This window comes from Chromobacterium sp. Beijing (genome assembly GCF_021496765.1).
Lineage (GTDB): Bacteria > Pseudomonadota > Gammaproteobacteria > Burkholderiales > Chromobacteriaceae > Chromobacterium.
Window position 1 is genome coordinate 2,512,878 of the sequence record NZ_CP053750.1, and the last position, 23,149, is coordinate 2,536,026.

General features: G+C 66.5%; 23 protein-coding genes. 10 read left to right on the forward strand and 13 right to left on the reverse strand.

Annotated features, from left to right (window positions below):
- The first annotated feature begins 105 nt into the window (after positions 1-105).
- The gene (locus HQN78_RS11565) at positions 106-690 is read left to right on the forward strand and encodes a cupin domain-containing protein (RefSeq protein ID WP_235089585.1); all 585 of its coding nucleotides are present in this window, start codon (positions 106-108) and stop codon (positions 688-690) included.
- 395 nt (positions 691-1,085) lie between these two features.
- The gene (locus HQN78_RS11570) at positions 1,086-2,120 is read left to right on the forward strand and encodes an ABC transporter substrate-binding protein (protein ID WP_235089588.1); all 1,035 of its coding nucleotides are present in this window, start codon (positions 1,086-1,088) and stop codon (positions 2,118-2,120) included.
- Between the two features lie 66 nt (positions 2,121-2,186).
- Here HQN78_RS11570 and HQN78_RS25710 read toward each other — a convergent pair whose 3' ends face one another.
- The 4 genes from HQN78_RS25710 to HQN78_RS11595 all read right to left on the reverse strand — a co-directional run bounded on the left by HQN78_RS25710 (position 2,187) and on the right by HQN78_RS11595 (position 6,617).
- Positions 2,187-3,617, reverse strand: a complete 1,431-nt coding sequence (locus HQN78_RS25710; protein WP_304502856.1) for a glycosyl hydrolase family 18 protein — start codon at positions 3,615-3,617, stop codon at positions 2,187-2,189.
- Between the two features lie 67 nt (positions 3,618-3,684).
- Entirely contained in the window at positions 3,685-4,317 is a 633-nt protein-coding gene (locus tag HQN78_RS11585; RefSeq protein ID WP_235089590.1) for a lytic polysaccharide monooxygenase auxiliary activity family 9 protein, read from the reverse strand.
- Positions 4,318-4,421: 104 nt separating this feature from the next.
- Complete coding sequence (locus tag HQN78_RS11590; protein ID WP_235089592.1) at positions 4,422-5,246, reverse strand: nucleotidyltransferase domain-containing protein; 825 nt, start codon at positions 5,244-5,246, stop codon at positions 4,422-4,424.
- Positions 5,247-5,390: 144 nt separating this feature from the next.
- Positions 5,391-6,617 (reverse strand): RtcB family protein, encoded by a 1,227-nt coding sequence (locus HQN78_RS11595; RefSeq protein ID WP_235089596.1) that lies wholly within the window; start codon positions 6,615-6,617, stop codon positions 5,391-5,393.
- A 548-nt stretch (positions 6,618-7,165) separates the two neighbouring features.
- Here HQN78_RS11595 and rtcR point away from each other — a divergent pair.
- The 4 genes from rtcR (at position 7,166) to HQN78_RS11615 (ending at position 10,670) form a co-directional block, all read left to right on the forward strand.
- Entirely contained in the window at positions 7,166-8,770 is a 1,605-nt protein-coding gene (gene rtcR, locus HQN78_RS11600; protein WP_235089598.1) for an RNA repair transcriptional activator RtcR, read from the forward strand.
- A gap of 78 nt (positions 8,771-8,848) precedes the next feature.
- Positions 8,849-9,181: a metal-sulfur cluster assembly factor gene (locus HQN78_RS11605; protein WP_107799924.1), complete on the forward strand. Its 333-nt coding sequence runs from the start codon at positions 8,849-8,851 to the stop codon at positions 9,179-9,181.
- The gene (locus HQN78_RS11610) at positions 9,178-10,269 is read left to right on the forward strand and encodes a hypothetical protein (protein ID WP_235089601.1); all 1,092 of its coding nucleotides are present in this window, start codon (positions 9,178-9,180) and stop codon (positions 10,267-10,269) included. Before HQN78_RS11605 ends, HQN78_RS11610 begins: the two co-directional genes overlap by 4 nt.
- On the forward strand, positions 10,266-10,670 hold the full coding sequence (locus HQN78_RS11615; RefSeq protein WP_227107383.1) for a hemerythrin domain-containing protein: 405 nt from the start codon (positions 10,266-10,268) through the stop codon (positions 10,668-10,670). Before HQN78_RS11610 ends, HQN78_RS11615 begins: the two co-directional genes overlap by 4 nt.
- A 142-nt stretch (positions 10,671-10,812) precedes the next feature.
- On the opposite strand, the gene HQN78_RS11620 is transcribed toward HQN78_RS11615, so the two are convergent.
- Positions 10,813-11,685, reverse strand: a complete 873-nt coding sequence (locus tag HQN78_RS11620) for a LysR substrate-binding domain-containing protein (RefSeq protein ID WP_235089603.1) — start codon at positions 11,683-11,685, stop codon at positions 10,813-10,815.
- A gap of 100 nt (positions 11,686-11,785) precedes the next feature.
- Between HQN78_RS11620 and HQN78_RS11625 the strand changes: the two genes are divergently transcribed.
- Both HQN78_RS11625 and HQN78_RS11630 read left to right on the forward strand, forming a co-directional pair.
- A complete protein-coding gene (locus tag HQN78_RS11625) occupies positions 11,786-12,391 on the forward strand; it encodes a LysE family transporter (RefSeq protein ID WP_235089605.1) in 606 nt (201 codons plus the stop codon).
- Positions 12,392-12,471: 80 nt separating this feature from the next.
- Complete coding sequence (locus tag HQN78_RS11630) at positions 12,472-13,224, forward strand: ABC transporter substrate-binding protein (RefSeq protein ID WP_235089607.1); 753 nt, start codon at positions 12,472-12,474, stop codon at positions 13,222-13,224.
- Between the two features lie 238 nt (positions 13,225-13,462).
- Here HQN78_RS11630 and HQN78_RS11635 read toward each other — a convergent pair whose 3' ends face one another.
- The gene (locus HQN78_RS11635; protein WP_107799930.1) at positions 13,463-13,885 is read right to left on the reverse strand and encodes a MarR family winged helix-turn-helix transcriptional regulator; all 423 of its coding nucleotides are present in this window, start codon (positions 13,883-13,885) and stop codon (positions 13,463-13,465) included.
- An 82-nt stretch (positions 13,886-13,967) separates the two neighbouring features.
- Here HQN78_RS11635 and HQN78_RS11640 point away from each other — a divergent pair, with 82 nt between their 5' ends.
- Positions 13,968-14,543 (forward strand): YIP1 family protein, encoded by a 576-nt coding sequence (locus HQN78_RS11640; protein ID WP_235089608.1) that lies wholly within the window; start codon positions 13,968-13,970, stop codon positions 14,541-14,543.
- A 1-nt stretch (position 14,544) separates the two neighbouring features.
- Here the strand turns inward: HQN78_RS11640 and pgaD are convergent, their stop codons facing one another.
- From pgaD to pgaA, 5 genes are all read right to left on the reverse strand, one after another.
- On the reverse strand, positions 14,545-15,018 hold the full coding sequence (pgaD, locus tag HQN78_RS11645; RefSeq protein WP_107799932.1) for a poly-beta-1,6-N-acetyl-D-glucosamine biosynthesis protein PgaD: 474 nt from the start codon (positions 15,016-15,018) through the stop codon (positions 14,545-14,547).
- Positions 15,015-16,262 carry a poly-beta-1,6-N-acetyl-D-glucosamine synthase gene (pgaC, locus tag HQN78_RS11650; protein ID WP_227107376.1) on the reverse strand — a complete coding sequence of 416 codons (1,248 nt, stop codon included), beginning with the start codon at positions 16,260-16,262 and terminating at the stop codon, positions 15,015-15,017. The genes pgaD and pgaC overlap by 4 nt, the downstream gene beginning before the upstream one ends.
- A gap of 67 nt (positions 16,263-16,329) precedes the next feature.
- Positions 16,330-17,607 carry a poly-beta-1,6-N-acetyl-D-glucosamine N-deacetylase PgaB gene (pgaB, locus tag HQN78_RS11655; RefSeq protein WP_235089609.1) on the reverse strand — a complete coding sequence of 426 codons (1,278 nt, stop codon included), beginning with the start codon at positions 17,605-17,607 and terminating at the stop codon, positions 16,330-16,332.
- On the reverse strand, positions 17,544-18,287 hold the full coding sequence (locus HQN78_RS11660; RefSeq protein WP_235089610.1) for a polysaccharide deacetylase family protein: 744 nt from the start codon (positions 18,285-18,287) through the stop codon (positions 17,544-17,546). The genes pgaB and HQN78_RS11660 overlap by 64 nt, the downstream gene beginning before the upstream one ends.
- Positions 18,287-20,710 carry a poly-beta-1,6 N-acetyl-D-glucosamine export porin PgaA gene (gene pgaA / locus HQN78_RS11665; RefSeq protein WP_235089611.1) on the reverse strand — a complete coding sequence of 808 codons (2,424 nt, stop codon included), beginning with the start codon at positions 20,708-20,710 and terminating at the stop codon, positions 18,287-18,289. The genes HQN78_RS11660 and pgaA overlap by 1 nt, the downstream gene beginning before the upstream one ends.
- Before the next feature lie 297 nt (positions 20,711-21,007).
- Between pgaA and HQN78_RS11670 the strand changes: the two genes are divergently transcribed.
- Positions 21,008-21,487 carry a VOC family protein gene (locus HQN78_RS11670; protein ID WP_227107373.1) on the forward strand — a complete coding sequence of 160 codons (480 nt, stop codon included), beginning with the start codon at positions 21,008-21,010 and terminating at the stop codon, positions 21,485-21,487.
- Positions 21,488-21,497: 10 nt separating this feature from the next.
- Here HQN78_RS11670 and HQN78_RS11675 read toward each other — a convergent pair whose 3' ends face one another.
- Positions 21,498-22,061 (reverse strand): MarR family winged helix-turn-helix transcriptional regulator, encoded by a 564-nt coding sequence (locus tag HQN78_RS11675; RefSeq protein ID WP_107799936.1) that lies wholly within the window; start codon positions 22,059-22,061, stop codon positions 21,498-21,500.
- Positions 22,062-22,197: 136 nt separating this feature from the next.
- Positions 22,198-23,046, reverse strand: a complete 849-nt coding sequence (locus HQN78_RS11680; protein WP_107799937.1) for a 5'-nucleotidase, lipoprotein e(P4) family — start codon at positions 23,044-23,046, stop codon at positions 22,198-22,200.
- Between the last annotated feature and the right edge of the window lie 103 nt (positions 23,047-23,149).

Consider the following 23,149-nt stretch of genomic DNA (forward strand, 5'->3'; position numbering starts at 1 on the left):
AGCTCTATGGCAGTTTGATTTTGCTTAAATTAAAATTTATTGCAAATTTTTTTAATAAAATACAAGTCAGAACCGCGAACACACGCCGCGGCACAGGATTTCATCGTGAGCAAAAACGCAACATCCGCCGCCGACGCCCCGCTGCAGCTGGGCGCCCGCATCCGCCAACTGCGCAAACGCCAGGGCCTGACGCTGAGCCGGCTGGCCGAAACCAGCGGCCTGTCCGTCGGCCACATCAGCCTGATCGAACGCGAGCTGGCCCAACCGTCCATCAACGCGCTGGTGAATATCGCCCGCAGCCTGGGCGTGACGGTGCAGTGGTTTTTCAACGGCGCCGCCGAACAGGCCGAGGACGAGAAGGACTACATCGTGCGCCGCGATCAACGGCCGCGGCTGGATTACCAGAGCGGTTTCGTCGACCATTTGCTGACGCCCAAGAACCAGCGCCAATTGGAGATGATCCATTGCCTGATCCCGCCCGGCGCCAGCTGCGACGAGGGCTACAGCCATAACGGCGAGGAAGCCGGCTTTGTGCTCAAGGGCTCGCTGGAGTTGTTTGTCGGCGAGCGCCAGTTCCATCTGGAACAGGGCGACAGCTTCGCCTATTCCAGCAGCGAGCCGCACCGCTACCGCAACCCGGGCAGCAGCGAGACCATCGTGATATGGGTGATTACTCCGCCCAGCTTCTGAGAACCAGGCCAAAGTCTGCTGCGCTTCAGCGATACGGCGTTGAAACCATCTTCAGAATGCGCATGTAGCACGTGTACATTCCGCTTTTTCGCTCGTTTTCGCCTTGTCTCGCCTTAGCCCGCGAGACTTTGAAGAGCCTGTTTGCGATCTGCTGCGCGTCGTGAAGCGTTGCACGGCGAGTACCGCGTCGAAATGCCCCCCAGCAAAGCCGCTCCCTCAGCGGTTTTCGTTTTTTCCCCCGCGGGCTTGCGCAGCGCCCGGCCCGCTCAAAGCCTGCCGATGCCGCAACAGTTTTTTAATAAAATCAAAATAAATTTTACAGTTTTTTGATCGCTTCCTAGACTGTCCCGGCCGGCGCGGATAAGCCGGCCACGCAGCATCAGAGGAGACCGATCATGAAATTGACGCATCTGAGCATCGCCGCCAGCCTGCTGGCCGGCGGCGTCGCCTCCGCCAACCAGCTGGTGGTGGTGTCCTACGGCGGCGAGAACCAGGCGGCGCAATCGCGCGCCTATTACGCGCCCTATCAACGTCAAAGCGGCGTGCGCATCGTCGCGGACGCCTGGAACGGAGAGTTCGCCAAGATCAAGGCGATGGCGGCCACCGGCCGCTCGCGCTGGGACGCGGTGGAGGTGGACGCCGCGGCGCAGGGGCGCGGCTGTGAGGAGGGCTTGCTGGAGAGGCTGGATTACAGGCGGATAGGCGACAAGGCGGACTTTGTGCCCGGCGCGGCCCAGCCTTGCGCCATCGGCATGTTCCTGGCCTCCATGGTGCTGGCTTACAACGAGGACAAGCTGAAAACCGCGCCGCAAAGCTGGCGCGATTTCTGGGACGTGAAGCGTTTCCCCGGCAAGCGGGCATTGCGCCGCGGCGCGCCCTACACGCTGGAGATCGCGCTATTGGCGGACGGCGTGCCGCCGGCCGAGGTTTACAAAACCTTGGCCACGCCGGCCGGGGTGGACCGCGCCTTTCGCAAGCTGGATCAGCTCAAGCCCTATATCCAGTGGTGGGAAAGCGGCGCCCAGCCGCCGCAATACCTGCTGTCCGGCGACGTGGTGATGAGTTCTTCCTACAACGGCCGCATCAGCCTGGCGCGGCGCGAGGGCCGCAAGCTGCGCATGGTGTGGCGCAACAATATCAGCGAGTTCAGCTACTGGGCCATTCCCAAGGGCTCGCCCAACAAGGACGAGGCGCTGAAGTTCATCGCCTTCGCCAGCCGGCCGGAGCAGCAAAAGCTGTATTCGGAGCAGATGCCCTACGGCCCCAGCAACCGCAAGGCGCTCAGCCTGTTGCCGGCGGCGGTTCAGTCCGAGCTGCCCAGCCACCCGGCCAATATGGCCGGCTCGCTGGCGATGGACGCCGCCTTCTGGACCGATCACGGCGAGGCGCTGGAGCAGCGCTTCGCCAGTTGGGCGGCCAAGCGGCCGTAAGCGGCGCCGCTCATCCCGCAAGCTTTAATCAGCCCGCCGCCGCCGCGGCGGGCCGCCAGGCTAGGCTCAGGCCAGCCGCCACAGGGTGAAGGCCACGTCCGGCGTCCACCCGGGGTTGGAACGGTGCGCTTGCAGGCAGCGGTAAAGCTGGCCCTGGTAGCTGACGCCGTCGTCCACCTGGTAGTCGTGCTCGTTCAACCACTCCGGAAACTCCGGCTCCGGCCCGCCGCCGCTGGTGCTGGCGCTCACGCTGTTGCTGGGGCCGGAGGCGTGGCCGGCGGCGTCCAGCGCGGTGACGAAATAACGGTAGGCGGTGCCGGGCCGCAGGCCGCTGTCCAGGTAGTTGAGCGCGCTGGTCTCCCCCGCCGGCTGGCCGTCGCGGTGCAGCTGGTAATGCGCCACCGGCTGTTCGCCGCCCTGGGAGGCGTCCCAGCTCAGGCTGATGGCGGTGTCGCTGCGGCTGTCCACCTTGAGGTTTTGCGGCGCGCCCGGCCGGTTGCCGCCGCTTTCGCCGTGGATCAGTTCGGCGTAGTCGCGGACAAAGCCCCAGTCGTACGGCCGGCCGCCGGCGTCGCGTCCGGCGTCCCAGTTGACGGACCAGGTCATCAAGCCGCGGATGGGATTGCCGTCGGCAGCCAGGCGGCTGAAGGCGCGGTACACCGCGCCGGGGTCCGCCACATAGCCGGTGGCGGCGGCGTCGTTGTTGGCCGGCAGGCCGATGGCGAACTTGTCCGCCGGAATGCGCAGGAAGCCGCGGCTGCCGTTGATCAGGCTATCGGTCAGGTAATAAAGAAAGTCTTCTTTTTGCTCCTGGTTGTCCTGAGACAGCCAGGCGTTCAGCTCGTCCACCCAGACGCCGTCGCCGCCCTGGTTGTAGTACTGCGGGGCGATGAAGTCGTAATAGCCGTCCAGCGCGGCGAGGTAAGGCGCGTATTTGTCCCCGGTCTTCAGGTAGGGGAATTCCGGCGCCATGCTGATGATGAAGCCGCGGCCCTCGGCGGCGTAACGGTCTTTGACCCGCTTGAGCGCGGCCGGGATCACCGCGCTGTTGTCGGCGGCGGCGATGGCGCTTTGCTCCAGATCGATGTCCAGGCCGTCGAAGCCGTAGGTTTCCACCAGGCGGACGATTTCGTCGGCCAGCGCTTGCTCTTGCCCGGCATGCAGTTCGATGTGGGCGTCCGCGCCGCCCAGCGAGATCAGCACCGCCCGCCCCTGGCGATTGAGTTCGCCCACTTGTTCGCGGAAGGCCTGATCGCTCAGATTGTAGGGTTTGAAAGTGGGAATGCCGGCGCCCTTCATGAAGGCCACCGCCACGATATTGTAGTCGGCCGGGGTTTCCGCCAGCGGCAGGTCCGCGGACTGGCCGCGCTGGTAGCCGTTGCCCGGCTCCGACGGCCAGTTGTGCCAGAAGCCCATCAAGAAGTTGCCCGCGATCTCCGGCATCAATGAGGCGTCGTCGCTCAGCGCGCGCCGTTCCGGCTTGGCGAATTGATTCATCTGCCCTTCCTTTCATGGAGACGACAGCGGCGGCCCAGGCCGCCGCGCCTTGCGCGATGCGCGTCGATCAGCTGAAGTCGAAATCGATCACCTGATAAAAGGCGTTGCCGGTGTCGGCCACTTCCCAGACCGCCAGCACCACGTGATAGCCCTGGCGCTCCGGCAGCCTGACGTTATGGATGGTGGGGTCCGGCGGCATCAGTTCGGCGCCGTGGGACCAGTAAGGCTGGGCGGTCAGTTCCACTTTATAGAAAGGCTCGGACTCGAACTGGGCGCGGCTCAGCGGCTGGCTGGGATTCCAGCCGGGCTTGGTGATGAAGTAGTTCCAGCGCCGGGTCAGGTGGACAGCGTGATAGCTCCAATGGAATTCCTGCGCCTGACCGGATTTGACCGGGTGCTTGTGCCAACGCTCGGCGCTCTGCTCGTCCAGCACCGCGGCGAAGGCCTGGCCGGCGCTGGCGATCTTGCCGTCCGCCGGCGGGGCCACATTGGCCACGTCGTCCGGCGCCAGCGGGTCGCGCAGGCCGCCCGCGCCGGCGGGGAAGAATTTGCCGCCTTCCAGGCCGTTGACCTGCCAGCTTTGCAGCGGGCATTGGGCGTTGACGCCGTCCACGCAGAACTGGCCGCGCGATTCCGGCTTGAACACTTGGCCATGGCGCGGCTGTTGGCCAGGCCTGGATTCGACATTGGTGTAGCTCATCAGGATACCCCCGGGTTGATGTCAGGACGGCGGCGTCCGGCGCAAGTCCGGACCGCCCGCCGCCCACATCTTATTATCCCGATGGAATACGCAATGCTGTCCTTTCAGCTGGACACCAATTTCAGCTCATGGTCTAGCGGCCTGGCCAGCCGCCACAAGGCTTGGTCCAGCCGCGCGTTGTCGCCGCTGGGCCGCGCCAGGGCCGGCGCCGGTTCCGCCGCCGCCAGCTGCCGCTCGATGAAAGCGTGGATCCGCGGGCGGCGCGGTCCGCGCATGGTCTCGCCGCAGGCGATCTTCACCGCCAGCAGGCGGTTGATCTCGGCGGCCAGTTCGGCGTCGTCTACGGTGCCGGCGGCCAGTTGGGCGAAACGCGTCGGCGGCATGCCGCGGCCGGCGTCCAGCCAACGCACCGCCAACAGGGCTCTCAGCACGTACAGGTATTTTTTCAGGCACACGCTGTCGCCCTGCAGGTGGGCGTCGAAGTTTTTGCGCGCCATCGCCAGGTAGTGCCAACGGCATTTGAGGTCCGAGCGGAAGTCCGGCGCCAGGCCGCGCAGCAACCGCAGCGCCTGCGGGTCCGCCCGGTACACCAGCGGCGATTGCAGCCATTCGCACAGCGTGGGGTTGGAGCCTTGCAGCAGGCGCAGCGCCTTGCGCAGTTCCCAGCCGCTGATGTCCAGCTCATCGTTGATCGGCAGTTCGATCACGTCGCGCTGCGGCATCACGCGCAAATACCATTCCGGCTCGTGCACGTAGATGAAGCGCACGTCGTAATCGCTGTCCGGCGACGGAAAACCCCAGGCGCGGCTGCCGGATTCACAGGCGTAAAGCACTCGCACCCGGTGCCGTCCTTCCAGCGCGTCCAGTTCGCGCCGCACCCGCTCGCGCATCGCGTCTTCCAGCGGGTGTTGAAATAAAAATTCTCGCATTATCTTTGTCTCCAGCCCTGCCTAGGGGCTTGCTTTAGCTGCTGTTCAATGTCCGCCGCGCGCAGGCCGGACGGCTAGCAAAGAAGCTTAAAAACCGCTCCCGCGCTGGCCCGCCCCGCCGCGCGCCCGATCATGAACCGCCGCTCATCCTTTCACGCACACCACCTGGCGCAAGGTGTGCACCACCTCCACCAGGCTGGACTGCGCCGCCATCACCGCGTCGATGTCCTTGTAAGCCATCGGGATTTCATCGATCACCTCGGCGTCCTTGCGGCATTCCACATGGGCGGTGGCGCGGCGCTGGTCTTCCAGGTCGAAGCGGCGCTTGGCTTCGGTGCGGCTCATCGCGCGCCCGGCGCCGTGGCTGCAGGAACAGAAGGCTTCCTCATTGCCCAGGCCGCGCACAATGAAGCTCTTGGCACCCATGGAGCCGGGAATGATGCCCAGCTGGCCCTTGTGGGCGGCCACCGCGCCCTTGCGCGTCACCAGCACCTCGCGGCCAAAGTGGGTCTCGCGCTGCACATAGTTGTGGTGGCAGTTCACCGCTTCCACTTCGGCGTCGAAGGGCTTGCTTATCACGCCGCGGGCGGCGTCCACCGCCTGGCGCATCATCAACAGGCGGTTTTGGCGCGCGTAGTCCTGGGCCCAGCCCACCGCTTCCACGTAGTCGTCGAAATGACGGCTGCCTTCTTCGAAATAGGCCAGCTCGCGGTGCGGCAGATTGGCGATATGCCCGCGCATGTCCGCCTGGGCCAGTTCGATGAACAGATTGCCGATGGCGTTGCCCACGCCGCGAGAACCGGAGTGCAACATGAACCAGACCCGGTCCGCCTCGTCCAGGCACACTTCGACAAAGTGATTGCCGGTGCCCAGCGTGCCCAGGTGAAGGTGGTTATTGGTTTTCGCCAGCTTGGGGTATTTGGCCGCGATGGCGTCGAAACCCGGCAGCAGCCGCGCCCAGGCGGCGTCCACGCCGGCCGGCGGCCGCTGCCAAGCGCCTTTGTCGCGGCCGGAGCGGGAGGCGCTGCGGCCGTGCGGCACCGCGGCTTCAATGGCGCTCCGCAAGCCGCCCAGCTGGTCCGGCAGGTCCGCAGCACTCAAGGTGGTGCACGCCGCCATCATGCCGCAGCCGATGTCCACGCCCACCGCCGCCGGAATGACGGCCCCCACCGTGGGGATCACGCTGCCTATGGTGGAGCCCTTGCCCAGATGCACGTCCGGCATCACCGCCAGGTGCCGGAAGATGAAGGGCAGTTGCGCGGTTTGCAACAGTTGCTGGCGCGCGGCGTCTTCCACAGGCACGCCTTGCGTCCACATCTTGATGGGCGCGCCGTTGGGCGCCAGCAGGGTTTGATAGGGATTCACGGTCATATTCTTGTCTTTCTTTGTGCATATCTGTTTTTAGAGCCGCTAACAAAACCGCGCTGCCTACCTGAGCCAAGGCGCGCCGACGCAGAAAACGAAGTGTCTGCGAAGCGACAGCACCAGTCGTGCGACAAGGAGGCGCAACGCAGGATCAGGGGTTCTGTTAGCGGGTCTTAGAACCTGTTCACGATCTCGCGAACAAGAGCGAGGCAAGGCGAAAACAAGCGAAAAAGCGGAATGTACTCGTGGTACATGAGCATTTTTGAGCTTGTGCTCACCGTGCATCGCTTCACGAAGCGCAGCAAATCGTGAACAGGTTCTTAGCGCGCCGCCGGCGCGCTTCGCCCCAAGGCGCGGGCAGGCTTGCGCCGCCGCGCCCGTTCCGCGTATTGCCAGAATCGTGCCAGCTTCATGACAACTTGAAATTAAACATTCAAGCCATTGATTTAACAATAACAATCCTTCCACCCAGGTCCGCGCCGTCGGTTTCGGCAAAACCGTCATCAAGTCTTTTTTGATAAAATAGTCTATTCAATTATCCAAATAGATAATATATGCACGATAGAGTGGCGATTGGTTTCCTGGGCACGGTGCTGGACCGGCGCGGCCACGGCGCCGAGCGCTGGAAGAAATGGCGGCCCTCGGTGGGCATTTGCGCGCAGCCCGACATGCCGCTGCGGCGGCTGGAGTTGCTGCACGACAACCATCATGCGCGGCTGGCGCAACTGACGGCGCAGGATATCGCCGCGGTGTCGCCGGGCACCGAGGTGCGGCTGCATGCGGTCAATCTGCAAGACCCGTGGGATTTCGAGGAGATGTACGCGGCCTTGCACGACTTCGCCGCGCGCTACGCCTTCGACACCGAGCGCGAGGATTACCTGGTTCATATCACCACCGGCACGCATGTGGCGCAGATTTGCTGGTTTCTGCTCACCGAATCCCGCCACCTGCCGGCGCGGCTGCTGCAAAGTTCGCCGGCGCGCCAGGGCCAGCGCCTGGCCGGCGAGGTCAGCCTCATCGACCTGGATCTGTCGCGCTACGACCAGATCGCGCAACGTTTCCGTCAGGAGAGCGACGACACCGTGTCCTTTCTCAAGTCCGGCATCGCCACCCGCAACACGCGCTTCAACCGCATGATCGAGCAGATCGAACGGGTGGCGGTGCGCTCCGACGCGCCCATCCTGCTCAGCGGCCCCACCGGCGCCGGCAAGAGCCAGCTGGCGCGCCGGCTCTACCAGCTGAAAAAGACGCGTCACCGGCTGGACGGCCGCTTTGTCGAGGTCAATTGCGCCACCCTGCGCGGCGACAGCGCGATGTCCGCGCTGTTTGGCCATGTGAAGGGCGCGTTCACCGGCGCGCACGGCGAGCGCGCCGGCCTGTTGCGCAGCGCGGACGGCGGCATGTTGTTTCTGGACGAGATAGGCGAGCTGGGCCTGGACGAGCAGGCGATGCTGCTCAAGGCCATAGAGGAGAAGCGCTTCTTCCCTTTTGGCGGCGATTGCGAGGTGCACAGCAATTTCCAGCTGATCTGCGGCACGGTGCGGGACTTGCGCCAATGGGTGCGCGCCGGCCGCTTCCGCGAGGATCTGTACGCGCGCATCAATCTGTGGAGCTTCGATCTGCCCGGCCTGGCCGAGCGCCGCGAGGACATCGAACCCAATCTGGAGTTCGAGCTGGCGCGCCACGCCGAGCAGCACGGCCTGCGCGCCCGCTTCAACGCCGAGGCGCGCCGCGCCTACCTCGCCTTCGCCGCCTCGCCGCAGGCGCGCTGGCAAGGCAATTTCCGCGAGCTGTCCGCCTCGGTGACGCGCATGGCCACGCTGGCCGACGCCGGCCGCATCGACGAGGACGGCGTCAGCGAGGAGATCGCGCGGCTGCGTCACGGTTGGCAAGACGAGACGCAGGACGAGGCAAGGGACGAGCCGCTGGCGGCGCTGGACCCGGAGCGGCTGGCGCAGCTGGACCTGTTCGACCGCATGCAGCTGGAAGGCGTGTTGCGCGTCTGTCGCGACGCCGCCACGCTGTCCGAAGCCGGCCGCCGGCTGTTCGCCGCCTCGCGCCAGCTCAAGGCCCAGCCCAACGACGCGGACCGGCTGCGCAAGTATCTGGCGCGCTTCGGCCTGGATTGGGAGCGAGTGCGCCGCCGCGATTTAGGCTGAACGGGCTATTGCCCGCTCCCCGGCGCCGGCGTAGCATCCATAAGGTGTAATAAACATATACCTTTAAAGGCGACCACCATGCCGGACCCGCTCTCAGCCGAACAGCAACAGGAAGTGGACTTGGCGCGCAGCTTGCTGCGCCAGGTCATAGACCCGGAAATCGGCGTCAACATCATCGACCTCGGCCTGGTCTATCGCATCGATCCGCAAGCGGAACAGCTGTTGATCGAGATGACCATGACCTCGCCCGCCTGTCCGATGGGCGAAATGATTCTGGACGAGGTGGAGTTCGCGCTCACCCACGGCCTGCCGCCGCAGCGCCGCATCCACGTCAATCTGGTGTGGGAGCCGGCCTGGTCGCCGGAAAGAATGAGCGAGGACAGCCGCCGCCATTTCGGCTGGCAGGCATGAAGGCCCGGCTGCCCTGGCTGGGCCTGGCCGCGCTGGCCCTGCTCTGCGGCGCGCTGGCCGGTCTGGCGCGCCTGGGCTGGGCCGTGCCGGCCGCCGCCGCGGCGCTGGCCGGCTGGCACGGCGCGCTGATGATAGGCGCCTTCTTCGGCGGCGTGATCAGCCTGGAGCGGGCGGTGGCCTTGAACCGCGGCTGGGCCTTGCTGGCGCCGGCGGCCGCGGGCTTGTCCGGTCTGTGCCTGATCGCCGGCCTGCCGCCGCCGGCGGCGCAGTGGCTGCAAACGCTGGCCGCCGCCGTCTTGCTGGCCGGCAGCGTCCAGGTGCTGCGGCGTCAGGCCGCCGCCTTCACCCTGACCCTGGCCGCCGCCGCGCTGTGCTGGCTGATCGGCGCGCTGGCCTGGCAGCTGGGCGGCGATCTGCAGATGGCCGTGCCCTGGTGGCTGGCCTTCCTGATCCTGACCATTGCCGGCGAACGGCTGGAACTGACCCGCTTGCTGCCGCTGTCTTCCGCGGCCCGGCGCGGCTTCGCTCTGGCGGCGCTGACGCTGGGCGGCGGCGCGGTCCTGTCCCTGTGGCGGCCGGACGCCGGTCTGCGGCTGTACGCGGCGGCCTTGCTGGCGCTGGCCGTCTGGCTGCTGCGCCACGACATCGCCCGGCGCAATGCGCGCCAGCGCGGGCTGACCCGCTATATCGCCGTCGCCCTGCTCTGCGGCTACGGCTGGCTGGCCGTCGCCGGCGCATTGGGCCTGGCCGGCGCGCTGCTGCCCGGCCATCCCTGGCGCGACGCGGCCTTGCACGCGGTGGGCCTGGGCTTTGTGTTTTCCATGGTGTTCGGCCACGCGCCCATCATCATTCCGGCGCTGACGCGGCTGAAACTGCCTTACCGCCCGCTGTTCTACGCGCCCTTGGCGGCCCTGCATCTGTCCTTGCTGCTGCGGCTGTACGGCATGCTGGACGGCGCTTTCGCCTGGCGGCGCGCGGCCGGCCTGCTCAATGCGCTGACCCTGCTGTTTTTCATCATCCTGCTGCTGAGCAGCCTGCGGCGCGGCCGCGCGCCGGCGAAGCCAGGCCAGAAAGAAGCCACCTCATGAAGCGACACCCCGCGCTGCTGGAATTGTCCCGCGAACACCACCACGCCTTGAAAATGGCGCGCCAGGCCCGGCTGGCCGTCGAATCCGGCGATCCGGAGCGGCAAACCCAGCTGGCCGCCGCGCTGCGCGCCTGGAGCGCGGAGGCGCTGGAGCCGCATTTCGCGGAAGAAGAAGCGACGCTGCTGCCGCGGCTGGCGCAGACGGAACACGCGGCGCTGGCCGCCCGGGCCTTGGACGAACACCGCCGGCTGCGCGCGCTGATCGCGGAATTGGCCGCGCCGCAAGCGACGACGCTGGCGCGCTTCGCCGAGCTGCTGCAAGACCATGTGCGCTTCGAGGAGCGCGAGCTGTTCGAACGCTTTCAGGCGGGTCTCCCGGCCGGCGATCCGCTCAGCTCTTAGAACCGGTTTACGATCGGCTGCGCATCGTGGATGCGTGACACGGTGAGCCCCCTTTCGAAATGCTCATGTGCCACGCGTACATTCCGCTTTCTCAGCCGCAACGCCTTGTCTCGCCTGAGCTCACGAGAGCGTAAACACGTTCTTAAGTCAGATTCCGCGCCATCTGCCGGCGCAACCAATCCAGCACCGCCCGCCGGCGCGGGTCGCCGTCGAAGGGCCGCGACGACAGCAGCACATAGTTGGAGCCGTCCTCGCGAAAACCGGCCGGCGCCGTCAATTGGCCCAACGCCAGCGCGTCCGCCGCCATATAGAGCGAGGCGATGGCCAGCCCCAAACCGGCCTCGGCCGCCTGCAGGCTGAGGTAAAAATGCTCGAAGCGTCCGGCCTCCCCCGCCGCCGCCTCTCCCTGCGCCGCCAGCCAGCGGCTCCACGCTTCCGGCCGGCTGTCCGCGTGCAGCAGGGGCAAGGCGCGCCAGTCTCCGCCCGCGGCCTGCAGCCGCGCTGGCGCGCACACCGGTCCCATCCGTTCCCGCGCCACTTCGGCCACGTGGTCGCCCAGGTTCCAGCCGCTGTCGTCGCGGCGCAGCGCCAGGTCGATTCTCTGTGAGGAAAAATCGACTTTCCCGCCGGCGGCGGACAGCAGCAGCTCGATGTCGGGATGTTCGGCCTGGAAGGCCGGCAAGCGCGGAATCAGCCAGCGCATCGCGATGGTGGGTTCGCAAGACAGCCGCAAGGGCGCGTCCGCCTGCCTTTGCGCGCGGGCCGCGCCCTGCTCCAGCACGCGCAGCGCCTCGGCGCAGCTTTGGCGGAAGCTCTCGCCGGCCGCGGTCAGAAACACCGCCCGGTTGCGCCGCTCGAACAGGGCCACGCCCAGCCCTTCCTCCAATTGCTTGACTTGGCGGCTGACCGCGCCGTGGGTCACGCACAGTTCGGCGGCGGCTTTGACGAAGCTGCCGTGGCGGGCGGCGGCTTCAAAGGCGCGAACGGCGGTCAAGGCCGGAATGCGATAGCTCATCTGTGATTTTTCCTCACGCAATGCAAGGACAATAAATCGATTTTCCCCGCGCGCCAAGCCCGCGACAATCGCCGCGTCTCCCTTTGAAAGCCTTGTCGCGATGAACGAACTCCTGACCGTAGCCCTGCTGACCCTGCTCGCCGTGATCAGCCCCGGCGCCGACTTCGCCGTCATCACCCGCAACAGCCTGCAATACGGACGCGGCCACGGGCTGCTGGGCGCTTTCGGCATCGCTTTGGGCGTGCAATTCCACGTGCTGTGCGCGCTGCTGGGCGTCAGTCTGCTGCTCAGCCGCACACCCTGGCTGCTGGCCGGCTTCAAGCTGCTGGGCGCCGCCTATCTGCTCTACATCGGCTACCGCACCTTCGTCCAGCCGCCACTGAGCGCCGGCCCCGCCGCCCGCGGCGGCCGGCAGAGCGCCTGGGCCGCGCTGCGCGCCGGCCTGCTGTGCAATGCGCTCAACCCCAAGACTTCGCTGTTCGTGCTCAGCCTGTTCAGCCAGGCGGTCAACGCGGACACGCCGCTGTCGCTGCGCGCGGGCTACGGCCTGTTCATCTCCGCCGCCCATCTGGCCTGGTTCGCGCTGGTGGCCTTGCTGTTCACCCAGCCGCGGCTGCACGCCGGCATGTTGCGCCGTCAGCGCGGCTTGAACCGCGTCATAGGTTGCGCCTTGATCGGCCTGGGCGCCGCGCTGGCGCTGCGCTGAAACCGCCCATTTGTCATCAAACCGGCCCTTTTGTCTGGCAAACTGCCATGCTGTGAACCATCACGCATAACGGACAAGAAATGGTCATACCGGGGACTCTCATCCGCCCGCTGCTGGCGGCGCTCGGCGCATGCTGGGCGCTGACGGCGGCGGCGGCCGACATCAAGGCCTATACCGAGGACCTGCCGCCGCTCAGCTATGTGGAAAACGGCAAGGTCAAGGGCTATGCCGCCGAGGTTTTGCGCCTGGTCGCGGAGGAAGCCGGGCTTAGCCTGGCAATCGAGGTGCAGCCCTGGCTGCGCGCTTACGCCACGGTGCGAAAAACGCCGGACGCGCTGTTGTTCGCCATGGTGCGCACGCCGGAGCGGGAAGCCCAATTCCAGTGGGTGGGGCCGATAGGCCCGCGCCGCGTCTTCCTGTACCGGCTGTCCGCCCGCCGCGACATCCGTCTGAGCGGCGCGGCGGACGCGCGGCGCTATCGCGTGGGAGCGCTGGCCGGCTCCGCCGCCTTCAACCGGCTGGCGGCGCTGGACCCGCGGCGCGAAGGGCTGGACGCCGGCCAGGACGACGCGGCCAATCTGAACAAGCTGCTGCTGGATCGCGTCGATCTGGTGGCGATGCTGGACTGGGCGATGCGCTGGCATCTGGACAAGCTGAAGCTGCCGCCGCGCACGGCGGCGCCGGCCTATTTGCTGGACGGCGGCGGCCAGTACTGGTTCGCTCTCAACCCGGCCGCGCCGCCCCAGCGCGCCCGGCGTTTGCAGCAGGCCTTGAACCGCCTCGCCGCCGACGGCCGGCTGCGGCTGCTGCGCCGGCGCTATCTGGGCGATTGAGAGCCGCGAACAAAACCTCGCAGAGACGCGCCGACGCAGAAAACGAAGTTTCTGCGAAGCTACAGTACCCGTACAACGCAGGATCAGGGGCTTTTGTTAGCGGGTCTAAGAACCTGTTTACGATCTTGCGAGCTAAGGCGAAAACAAGCGAAAAAGCGGAGTGTACATGCGGTACATGAGCATTTTGAGTTTGTTTTTAACGCGGTATCGCCGACGCGCAGCAGATCGTAAACAGGTTCTAAGCCGGGTCGAAGCCCGGCGGCGCAAGCTTGTCGCGCAGCAGGCGGATTTCGTCGCGGTGCAGCGCGGCCAGCGCCTGCGCCTGATTGCGTCCGGCCTCGGTCAGATGGATTTCCACCTGCCGCCGATCCTCGCGGCCGGGCCGGCGCTGCACCAGGCCCAGCTCCTCGCAGCGGCTGACCAGCGCCACCACGCCGTGGTGGTGGGATTGCAGCCGCTCGGCCAGTTCGCCCACGGTGGCCCAGTCGCGGCCCGGATAGCCTTGCACATGCAAGAGCAGTTGGTATTGCAGCGGCGTCAGGCCGTGGCCGCGGCAGGCGTCTTCGCTGAACCGCAGGAACACGCGCAGTTGATGGCGGAACTCGGACAGGCGTTCAAAATCCGCCTTGCTCAGGATGGGGGAGTCTGGAAAGGGATTCATGCTTGAATTTATATCACATCATGATACATATTGAGAGTATGTTCCGCCCGCCATGCCAGACCCGTCCTCAAGGAGCTTCGCCATGAAACTGAGCCATTATCCGAAGATGCTGTTTTCCAGCCACGGCGGCTGGGACGAGTTGCGTGGGCGCGCGCCGTCGCCGCGCCGCCTGATGTGGAAGCTGGTGCTGCCGTTCTCGCTGCTGCCCGCCCTGATGATTTGCTACGCCGGCCTGGCCCACGGCAGGCTTTACGCGCCCGACGCCGGCATGGAGCGCTGGCTGGCCGCCGCCGCGCTGTTCTTCGTCGCCGAACTGGCCACCGTGCCGCTGATGGCCTGGACGCTGCAAACGCTGGCCGCCTGCCACAAGCTGGCCGCGAGCTTCAAGGATTGCTTCTTGCTGGCGGCCGGCGCGGCGGTGCCGCTGTGGCTGTCCAGCCTGGCCTTGCTGGCGCCGGATCTCGCCTTCAATCTGCTGGGCGCGCTGCTGGGCCTGGCCGCGGCCTTCGCCCTGCTCTACCACGGCGCGCCGGCCATGCTGGGGCTGGAGGAGGAGGTGGAGTCGCAGCACTTCGCGTACAGCGCGCTGTGCGCCGGCGCGGCCGCCTGGGCGCTGTTGCTGGCCTTGGTGCTGCTGCCCTTGTTCGGCGGCTGGTGACTCAGCCGGGCGGCGGCAGCCGCGTCACGGTTTCGATGCGGGCGATGCCGCCCTCGCCGCAATGATGGACCACCGCCACCTTGGCGGCCTGGCCCTCGCGCAGCTCGTCCGGAGACACGCCCAGGTCTTCCGCCAGTTTTTCCAGGGTGACGTTGGGGATCGGGCTGCGTTTCTGCTTGCCGGCGAAGCGCCAGTAGTTGATGCGCGACCACAGCAGCAGGCATAGCCCGATCAGCGCGATTTCGAAGCCGTAATCGCGCAGCCTGCCCAGGTGCTCCGGCGCGTCCTGCGCGCGCAGCGCCGCCGGCAACACGTCCCGGCCCCAGATCAGGTAGCCGACATAGGCCAGGGCCGGCAGCCACAGATAGATCCACGCCAGCCAGCACGCCAGGGTCATCAGCCAGGACAGCAGCCGCTGCAAGGCGCTCATATTGTGCGCGGCCTGGATGATCAGGCCGTCTCCCAGCCGGCTCATGCCCTCACCCCCCGGTCCGGGCTGACCCAGCGCGCGCGCTTGCCCTTTTTGCGGAACACCGCCTGCGGGAAGGCCACGATGGTGGTGCAGACGTTGAGCAGCCAGTAAACCAGCGGATACCACACCATCCAGTAGTAGTTCTTGCCCAGCTTGGCGTCGTACTGGCTGTCCATCATCTTGCTGATCATGAATTGCAGCATGCAGGTGCCGCCCAGCACCATGCCGTGCCAGCGCGGAATCAACGGCGTGCCCATCTGGGGCAGCCAGTCGCCCAACACCAGGCTCAGCAGCCAATAGACGATGATGCCGGCCATGGTGTAGGACCACACCACGCTGAGGAAGTACTCGGAATACACCGGCCACATGTGGCGGTGGCGCCAGGTGCGCAGCACCCAGGCGTTGCGCATCAGCGCCTGGGTGCCGCCCTTGGCCCAGCGCAGCCGCTGTTTCCACAGCCCGCGCAGGGTTTCCGGCATCAGAATCCACACCAGCGCGCGCGGTTCAAAGCGCACGTTCCAGTGCTTGAGCTGAAGTTTCCAGCTGATGTCGATGTCCTCGGTCAGCATGTCCTCGCTCCAGTAGCCCGCCTGGTAAACCGCGGTCTTGCGGAAGGCGGTGATCACGCCGGAGACGGTGAACAATCGGCCGTAAGTGCGCTGCGCGCGCTTGATCAGGCCGATGATGGCGGTGAATTCGCCCACCTGCAGCCGTCCCAGCAGGGTGGTGCGGTTGCGGATGCGCGGGTTGCCGGTGACCGCGCCCACGCGCGGCGAAGTCAGGAAATGGCGCATCAGCCATTTGCCCGCGTACGGGTCCAGCAGCGCGTCGCCGTCTATGCACAGCAGGTATTCGTGGCGCGCCAGCGCCAGCGCGGTGTTGAGCCCCACCGCCTTGCCCTGGTTGGTGGCCTGGTGCACCACCCGCAGCCGCGGATGGGCGGCGGCCAGTTCGTCCAGGATGGCGCCGGTGGCGTCCCGGCTGCCGTCGTTGACCGCGATCACTTCGAAGTCCGGATAGTCCAGCGCCAGCGCGTAGGCCAACGTCTCGCGCACATTGTCTTCCTCGTTGTAGCAGGGCACCACCACGCTCAGCGGCGGATAGTCCAGCGCCGGCGGCTGATTGAGCGGCGGATCTTTTCTTTCGTAGTGGAGGTAGTAATGCACCGCCCCCACCATCCACAGATAAGCCATGAACAACGGATAAAAAAAGGCATATGCCAGCAGCAGTATCAATGCCAGGTTCACAACACTTCTCCTCGCCCCTTGATGCGACGGGTCATCAATCGTCCATGCGGTCTCCCGCCGCCGGCCTTCATTCTTCCGGCCTCGCCGTCAGCGAAAACACTCGCTTGAACGTCTTCAGCCTGGGCTGGTCCTGGAACAGGTCGTCCGGGTAGTAGGCGATGTGCCGCGCGCCCAGGGTGTTGAGTTCGCGCACCGTGGCCGCCAGTTCCGCAGTGGGAATCGGCTTGCGGCTGCGCCAATCGACGGCCTGCAGTTCGAACACGGTTTTTTCCAGCGCGCCGGGTTTGGCCGCCACTTTGTCGAACAGCCGCCGCAGCCAGGCCTTGGGCTGGGCCGCGTTTTCCATATAGGGCATCGCCATCACCGCCACCCGGTCGTAGCGGCTCAGCGCGCTGTCGAAGGACTGGGCGAACCAGGTTTCCGACTCCGGATTGAGCACCACCTCGGCGTAGAGATTGCGCGCGGTGCGCAAATCCGGCTGGTATTGGCGCACCACGGCCGCCAGCTCCATGCTGAAATCGTCCAGCAAGGCGGTTTTGTCGCGCGTCCAGCGCGCCATCTGCTCCGGGTCCGCGCGCACGTCGGCCACGCTGGCGGCCAGGCCCCGCCCTTGCCGCGCCTGCCGCGCCGCCGGGCCGGCGTCTTCGAAATCGGACAGGGTGGCGTCGTCGTGGAACAGCAGGCCGCTGAAACGCGAGCTGCGCGCCAGGTCTTCGTAAATCTCGCGGATCAGTTGGCGCACCGGCGGCGAATACGGGGTCAGCCGCGCATAGCCCTGCACCTTGGCCTGAGCGCCGCCGCCCTGCTCCGCCAGCACCCGCTCGCCGGCCAGCGGATGGCCGGCCGGCAGCGCGAAGCCCAATAAGGGCATCCAGGCGTAGACCCTGACATTGGCCCGGGTCTGCAATTGCCAGGCGGCGCGGTTGAACAGGTCCGCGCGCATCGGCAGATGGCGGTTGGGGAAATACAGCGCCTGCGCCACGCCGTCGCCGTCGGGATCGGCGAAGGCCTGCAGGTAAACGGTGCTCGCGCCCATGGCCTTGACCCGGTCCAGCAGCCGGCCCAGGTTTTCGTCCTGGCGTTTGGGATCGGGATCGTAGATGTAGTCCAGGTCCACGTGCATGATGCGGCTGGGTTCCGGCCGGACGCCGTCCGGCCAGCCGTTGAGCTGCTTGAATTGATAAGCCAGATCGCCCAGATCCATATTGGCGTCCAGCAACACCCGGCGCAGCGAGGACAGCGGGGTGTCGCGGACGTTGATGCCCGCGCCCAGCCCCATGGTCACCGGCATGCCCTCCTGCGCCGCCACCCCGCCGCTTGCGGCGAGTAGCTGCCGTAGGGCCACACCATCGCCCTGGGCGCCACGCCCAGCCGCGCCTTGAGCAGCGCGCTGTTGCGGCGCAAATCGTCGCGGATGCGCGCCAGATAGGCCGATTCGCTTTCATAGCCGCCGGCGCGGAAAGCGCGGGCGGTCAGCGCCGGTTCCAGATTGCCCTGGGGATTGGCCAATACGCCCAGATGCGAGGCGTAGCTGTGGCTGGCCACTTCCACCAGGCCGCTGGCCCGCATTTCGCGGATCTGCGCCCAGCTCAGGAATTTGCTCCGCCCCGCCACGCCGTCGCCGTAGCTGACCTGGCTGCCCTCGGGCGCTTCCAGCCAGCTGCCCACCAGCGCGATCACGGCCGGCGCCCGGAACAGCTTCAGCACCGGATAGACATTGGTGTACACGCTGCGGTAGCCGTCGTCGAAAGTCAGCAGCACCGCCTTGTCCGGCAAAGGCTTGCCGCCGGCGCGGTCGTCCAGCACCTGTTGCAGGCTGACGAAGCTGTAGCCCTGGCCGCGCATCCACTCCATTTGCTTCACCAGCGCGCGGGCGTCCACCGCGAACGGGTCCGAGGCGCCGCTGTCGGTCTTGTCCACCTCGTGGTAGCACAGAATCACCAAGCGTCCGGCCGCCGCTTGCGCCCAGCCGGTCCACAACAGGCAGGCCGTCGTCAGGGCCGCCAGCCATTGTTTCATTTTCATCAGAAGCGCCAATCCAGATTGAGATAAACCTTGTTGCCGGTTTCCGCCTTGCCGTCATAGGGGTGGCGCACCCGGGTGAAGCCGTAACGCAGGCTGCCGCGGCTGCCCCAGCGCCACTCCTGTTCCAACAGCAGCCCCCACACGCCGCCGGCGCCGAAGTCGCGCTGGGTGTAAGTGCCCAGCGTCAGCCCCAGGCGCTGATGCCAGGTGGTTTCGTATTCGCCCCACAGCTTCCATTCCTGCATCGCCGTCACCGAGGCCTCGCCGTCGGCGCGCGGATTGAAATAGCGGGCGGACGTCACCGCGTCGTTGGCGCTGGCCGCCAGCGTCAAAATGGTGTTGAGTTTGTAGCGCGGTCCACTGACCCAGCGCTGGTCCCAGTTGGCGGACACCGCGCGGCGCAGATTGCCGTCGGACAAGGACAGGGCCTCGGCTTGCAAGGCGTAGCTGCGGTAGTCGTCGGCGCGGTACTGCAGGCTCAGTTGGGTCCGGTTGCCGCGCACATCGTCCAGGCGGCCTTTCAACGGCGCTTCGGCGCTGTTCAATTCAAAGCGCGCGCCCAGCGTCCAATAGTCGTCCGGCGTCCAGTCGTAGCCGGCGAAAGCGCCGCCGCGCCGTCCGCCGTCGATCTGGCCGGTCAGGCCGAATTCGCCTCGCCCCTGCTCGCCCCGCCATTCCGCGCCCATGCCCAGCGCCTCGTAACGGGCCGACGCCGTCTCGTTCACATAACTGGCGCGTTGCAGCTGATGCAGGCCGAACAAGCGCCAGTGGCCGAACGGCGACGAATACAAGCGCGCCGAGCTCTCCCAGGCGTTCTGCTCGCCCGCGCCCTGGCCGCCGCTCAAATCCTTCTTCCCTTCCAGCACCAGCTCCGGCCGCCGTTCCAGCCGAGCGCGCTCCCGCAACTGGCGCACGCCGGCGTTGTCCACGTCCAGTTCGTTCAGCCGTTGCAACTGACGGTCCGCCTCGTCCAGCTCCTGCAAGTCCAGCGCCGCGCCGGCCAAGCCGGTCGCCGCCGCTTCCGGCTGGTCCGGTTCGTCCACGCCCAGCCGGGTGAACACGCCGCGCGCCCGCCGCGGCCAGCTGCGCATCAGGGCCAGGCTGCCCTGGTTCTGCCGCAGCTCCGGATTGAACGACGCCTCGTCCAGCAGGGCTTCCATCCGCTCCCAGCCGCCGCGGGTGTCCTCTTGATAGGCGGTGACCATCGCGTCCAACAAGGCCACGCGCTGAAACGCCGGATTGAACACGCGTCGGCCGCTGGCGCGCTCGATCTTCTGCCGGGGCGTGGCGGCTTGCAAGGCGGCCAGTTCCCGGCGGCAGGCCGCATGCTGGCCGGACTCCAGCAGGGCGTAGACCAGGCCGATGCGCCAATCCAAGGCCTCGTCCGCCTGCGGCGCGTCGCGCAGCGCCGAGCGGTACAGTTCCTCGGCGCGCAGCGGCTGGCGCTGGTTGAGATAGGCGTCGGCCAAGGCCGCGCGGGCGTACGGCGACCACGCCTGGCCGGCGCTCTGCCGGTCCAGGGCGACGGCCTGCGCCGACAGGCCGCGCTGCTGCAGCATTTGCACGCGGTCGTCCGCCGCCAGCGCGGCGAACGGCGGCCGCGCAGCTTCCGGCCGCGCCGCGATGTCCTGATTGAGCTTCAGCGCCGCGTCGGTTTGCGCGTGCCGGCCCGGCCCGCTGTCCTGGCTTTCCTGAATGCGTCCCCAACGGCTCAAGGTCGCCGCGCGGTCGAAATCGATCTGCAAAGCCAGCCGGGGATCCGCGACGGACGCCTGGTCCGCCTGCCATGGCGCGCCCAGGCGCAACAGGCAGCCCAGATAGCTGCGTTCCAGTTCCGGGTCTCCGGGAAAGCGCGTCCGCGCGCGGATCAGATAATCCAGCGCCTGGGTCAGGTCCCCGCTTTGCAGCAGGACGTAAGCGCGCGCGCGGCTCAGCTCCAGTTCGTCGGCCGGCGCGCCGGGCGGCGCGGCGTCCAGCGTGGCCAGCGCGGCGGCGGCCTGTCCGGCTTCGGCCTGGGCCATGGCCAGGCCGGCGCGATAGCCGGCCGCGGGCTGACGCGCCAGCAACACGCGGTACAGCCGCGTCGCTTCCGCCGCGTCGCGCTGATCGCGCGCCGCTCGCGCCAAGCGCGCCAGGGTGTCCGCCGACATCTCGGCCTCATGTCCGGGCAGCAGCCGCAGGGCCTCCGCGCCGCGTCCGCTCCAGCACAGCAGGGTCAGATAATCGTCCAGCAAGGGCGCGGGCAGCGGTCCGCGCGCGCGCTCCCGCTCCAATAGCGCCAGCGCCGGCGCGGTCTGCCCCGCCCGGGCCTGGACGATGGCCGCCGCGTACTCCGGCTGTTTCCAGACCGGCGTTTCCGCGCCCGCCGCGCCGCCGGCCAACAACAAACCAGCCGCCAGGCTGGTGAATAGATTTCGCGTCATGCTTGGCCCGTCAAGGTCTATCTCAACATCAAGTTACAAGTCATTAAACAGATATTAGATTCCATCCAATTAGATAGCAAATTTTTTTTCTATTTAAATTTGTTATTTAAAATAATCCGCATGAAAAACTACCCGCATTGCATGAAGGCAATATAGCCGTTGGCGCGCGGCTTGCTGGCTTGGCTGAGGTTTCCATCTGTCTCGCTTAAAATACGCTTGACGTATAGTACGTATAACGTACTATATAGCGACAGGCGGCCGCCTCTATCGTCACCCTCCACTTAAGAAAGCACACTAATGGCTATCGAAGTATTGGAATTGCACCATCATGGCTTGCGCATGCCTCTGAGCCTGGTTGAGGCCATGGGCGCGTTTTACCGCGACGTCCTGGGCCTGGACGCCGACGCCGGCCGCTGGCACATCCCCGGGGTGCCCGGGTTTTTCCTGGACCTGGGCAACGACTGCCAGATCCATCTGCTGGGCAACGACGGCGTGTCGCCGTACGCTCAGGGCGCGGATCAGGATCCGGTGGACAATCATGTGGCGCTGGCGGTGCGGGACATCGCCCAGGCGGAGGCGGAATTGCTGCGGCAAGGCATCGCCCACTGGCGGCAGGCCAACGTCGCCGCGCCGGAATTGACGCAGTTGTTCCTGCGCGATCCGGCCGGCCACCTGATAGAGCTGCACCAGATCGGCCATTGCCGCTGCAAGGCCAGCGACCGCGCCCGCGCGGACGCCTTGGCGGCGGCCGGCGCTCAGCCCAGCGCGCCGCGCTGAGAAAGCGGCCTCAGTCCGCTTTCAGCCGGCACCACACTTTGGCGAGCAAAGGCCAAAGCGCCGCGCATTCGCTCTCGTCCAGCGCCTCGGTCAGGCGCTGGCAGGCGCGCCAGAAGCCCGGCAGCGCCTGTCTCAGCAGTTCCCGGCCGGCCTCGGTCAGGCTCAGCCCCAGGCTGCGGCGGTCTTCGTCGCGCAGTTGCCGTTGCAGCAGACCGCGCCGTTCCAGCCAGTCCAGCTGGCCGGTGACGGTGGAGCGGGTCACGCCCAGATAATCGGCGATCGCCGACGGGGTCAGCGGCCCGTTCCGCCACCAGCCCTGCTCTTGCAGCGAAAACAGCATCAACACGTTCAGCTTGCTCTCGGTCACGTCCAAGGCCTGCAAATCCGCGTTCACCGCGCCCAGCACATCGTCGCTCAGCCACAGCAGCAGCAGGCCGAGCCCGGCGCGGGTCCGGCTCACCTCCTCGCCGGCGCTGTGCGCCAGCAATTGCAAATGAGGGGCGATGGCCGGCTCCAGTTCGCGCGCGGCGGAAGAATCGGACGGGGAAAGAGGGGCGGTGGCGTCGGCGGACATGGCTTCAAGACATTGAGAAGGAATCAAACCCGCGGCGGGCCTTGCCGGCCGCGGAAGCGAGGGCAGCGCGCGGCGCTCCCGCGGCTATCATAGTGGCCGACCCGGCGCGACGCAAACGCCCGCCGGGCCCGGCCGCTCAGGGCGCCGGCTTCCAGGCGGACTTGCTGGCCGCCTTCTTGAAGATCTCGCGGTTGCGGTCCGTGGCCGGCGGCTCGGAGTCGCCAAAAATCGCCCGCATCCAGTGGCCGTCGGTGGGATTGGGCATCAGGATGAATTTGCGGCCGAACAGCTCGCGGTCCTCCTCCATCAAGCGCGCGCGCTCGTCCACATCCTTCACATAGTATTTGCGCTGAAAATCATTGAGATTGTCGCCCAACATCGCCACCACATGGTATTGGGCGGCGATCTCCTTCTGCCGCGGCTCCTTATTGGAGCTGTCGCGCAGAATGGTCACGTGCTTTTCGTCGACGAAGGGAAAACCGGCGGCCCGCAGATTGCCCAGCGCGTATTCATAGGTCTTGTCGCCCTGATCGCGGCTGCTGACGTAGAACACTTCCACGCCCTGGGATTGGGCGTAGTTGAAGAAGTCCAGCGCGCCGGGCGTGGCGGTCAGCTTGTTTTCCGGAATCCATTTGTCCCAGATCGCGTCGTCGAAGAAATCCCGGTCCTGCTGGATCAGATAGCCCCAGTAATTGACGGCGTTGAGCACGGTGTCGTCGATGTCGGTGATCACCGCCAGCGGTTTGTCGCCGGGCTTGCGCGCCGCCAGCGCCTGATCCAGCCGCATCCGCGCCAGATTGAAAGCCTGATGGTAGAGCGCGCGGTATTCCGCCGCGGTCTGCTTCCAGGCCGCGGCGGCGATCAGCAGATTATTGCCGCCGTTGCCGGACGGGCCGTTGCGATTGTCGGCCTCGGCGGCCTGCGCGCCGTGTCCTACGCTGAGCGCGCACAAGGCGGCGATGGCCGCGCGGCTGAGCTTGTTCATGGAGATCTCCTTTGTCGTTTGGTCTTGTCCAGGTTCCGGTCATGCCGGAACCTGGACAATCTACCCTGAGACTACCTGGCTTTGAACCTGTTTATGATCTCGC